Here is a 2,214-nt window from a genome sequence, read left to right as displayed (position 1 = left end):
TGTCGGGTGGTGTGGGGGCTATGCGGTGGCGGTGGTGAGCAGCCGGTTGTTGTCGTTGTAGGTGATGTGGAGGAGGAATCGGGTGGCGCCGCCTGTGGCGGCGGTGCGGAGGGTGTTGATGAGAGGTTGGCCGTCGGCGGGCGCGTGGGTCAGGTCGAGGGTTTCGTGGAGGCCGTCGCCGCCGAGGACGGTGGAGGGGTCGGTGCCGGGTCCGCAGTTGTCGGCGTGGGCGATGTGGCGCCAGTGTCCTGTTTCGTCGTGGGTGTTGGGGGTGTTGTAGATGCCGTTGCTCATGAGGTAGATGCCGTCGCCGTTGATCCACCACAGGCGCGGGCCGGGGTCGGTGTCCCGGGGGCCGAGGGCGTGTTTGGGCGCGGCGGTGGCGTGTTCGGCGGCGGCGAGGACCTTGTGGAGAGGGAAGGCGAGGGTGTGGGTGTGTGGGGTGGTGGTGGTGGGGGCGTTTTCGGTGAGGACTTCGCGAAGTATGGCGTTGAAGTCTTCGGGGTTGATGGTGGGGTTGGTCATGTGGGGTCCTGGTCGGCGATTCGAGTGGGGTGGCCGGGCCGGGTGGGCCCGTGCCACGGGGGGTGGAGGGTGACAGTGGGGTTGAGTGAGTTCGGCATGGCAGAGGCCCCGCGCCGGGGGTGTCCGGTGCGGGGCCGTGCCGGGTGCCGGGGCTACTCGGTGGTCTGGACCATGTCCATGTGCTCGTCGTCGGTGTCGATGCGGACAGTGACGGTGTGGGGGCGGTGTACTGCGGTCGTCACGGTGGAATCCCATCGGGTCGGGGCTGGTTGATGGGGTGCACGGTGGGGTGGCGGACGGTTAAGCGGGCAAGGGCGCGGCGGGGCGAGGTGTGTGGGCGTCCTCGGGGCTCGGGTACGGGTGTCCCGGGGTGCGGGGCGGAAGACGGTGCGCGCCCTGTCCCGGAGCGGGTTCGGGGACAGTGCGCGTGGTGCAGAGCTCGACCGAGCGGGGCAGCGCGGCCGCAGGGCGCGCACGTGCCCTGCGGCGTATGCCAGGTTCACCTGCGCGGCAGGGCGATCCAGATGTTGTAGAAGGTGTTGTTGAAGGGGCGTTCGGTCTCGGCGATGAACTGGGCGCGTTGCGGGGTGTCGCAGTCGATGGAGCGGGTGCCGGGGCCGATGACGTTGTGCATGCTCACGATGTAGCGGGCGCCGTCGGGGATGGCGCCGGGATCGGGCCGGATGGTGTCGGGAGCGCAGCCGTGCGCGGCCAGGCGGGCGTTGGCTTTGGGGATGCATGCGGGGCATAGCCATGCCCCGGGGAGGGTGGTGACCTTGAGGGCGCCGTAGGTCTGGCAGTCGGGTTCGGTGCAGCGGATTCCTGCCGCGCAGCGGTTCCGGATGGCGGCGCGGGCAGCGGCCTGGCGGACCATTTCGGCGGGCGCCTGTGGGGTTGCTGCGGGTGGTGGGGTGGGGTCGGTGGTCAGTCCCCACTGGGCGGCCCAGTGCTGGAGGCGGTCGCTGGCCACATGGTCGTTGCGGGTCCAGCCGCGGCGGCCGAGTGCAGGCTCTACGCGGGCGGTGGCGGTCAGGTTGCGGCACCTGTGCTCGATGTTGCGGAAGACGATCACTTGTAGGTCGTCGTCGGTGGCGTCGGCGTGGGCGGCGGCTTGGCGGGCGTGGTTGGCGATGAGGAGCAGCCGGGTGGTGGGGGCGTTCAGTTGGCGCTGGGCTGTGTTGAGGAATGAGCGGGCGTAGGGGGTTTCGGGATGTTCGGCGACGCCGGGTAGGGCAAGTAGGCGGTTCGCCGCTGAGAGTGCCTTGGGGATGCGTGCCATCGCGTAGGTGACGGTGGCGGTGTCGGCGTGCGGGTTGGTGAGCATCCGCCCGATCGGGTCGATCCGGTAGGCGATGTTGTAGAGGCGGCGGATCTGGCGGTCGGTCTCAGCTGCGGTGGGCATGGTGTGGGTCGCTCTCTCGTCTCGCGGGGGCCGGAAGGACGGGCCGTGCCAGGGCGGGCCGGGGCACACACACCGGGCCCGGGGTGCCGGATCGGGTACGGCGTGTGGCGGCGCGTGATCCGTTCGGGGCGGGCCTGGCCGGTGGGTGGGACGTTGCCGCGAGTGGGGGTTAGCCCCACAACAAGCCGTGCCCCGCAGCGGGGCGTGCGACCGGCCCCCGGGGCCTGGGGCCCGGGTGGCTGGCGGGCGAGCGGCACGCCAAACGGCCCGCCCCCGGGCGCGGGGCG

At 71.4% G+C, this 2,214-nt stretch carries 2 protein-coding genes; both read right to left on the bottom strand.

The genetic code is table 11. The features are described from left to right. Positions 1-18: 18 nt before the first annotated feature. Complete coding sequence (locus EEJ42_RS31980; protein ID WP_123105393.1) at positions 19-525, bottom strand: DUF3085 domain-containing protein; 507 nt, start codon at positions 523-525, stop codon at positions 19-21. Between the two features lie 499 nt (positions 526-1,024). Then, positions 1,025-1,927 (bottom strand): hypothetical protein, encoded by a 903-nt coding sequence (locus tag EEJ42_RS31975; RefSeq protein ID WP_123105391.1) that lies wholly within the window; start codon positions 1,925-1,927, stop codon positions 1,025-1,027. Between the last annotated feature and the right edge of the window lie 287 nt (positions 1,928-2,214).

It is taken from the genome of Streptomyces botrytidirepellens (assembly GCF_003721215.1).
Lineage (GTDB): Bacteria > Actinomycetota > Actinomycetes > Streptomycetales > Streptomycetaceae > Streptomyces > Streptomyces himastatinicus.
Note: the sequence above shows the minus strand (reverse complement) of the source record. Positions and strands in the feature narration are given on the sequence as shown.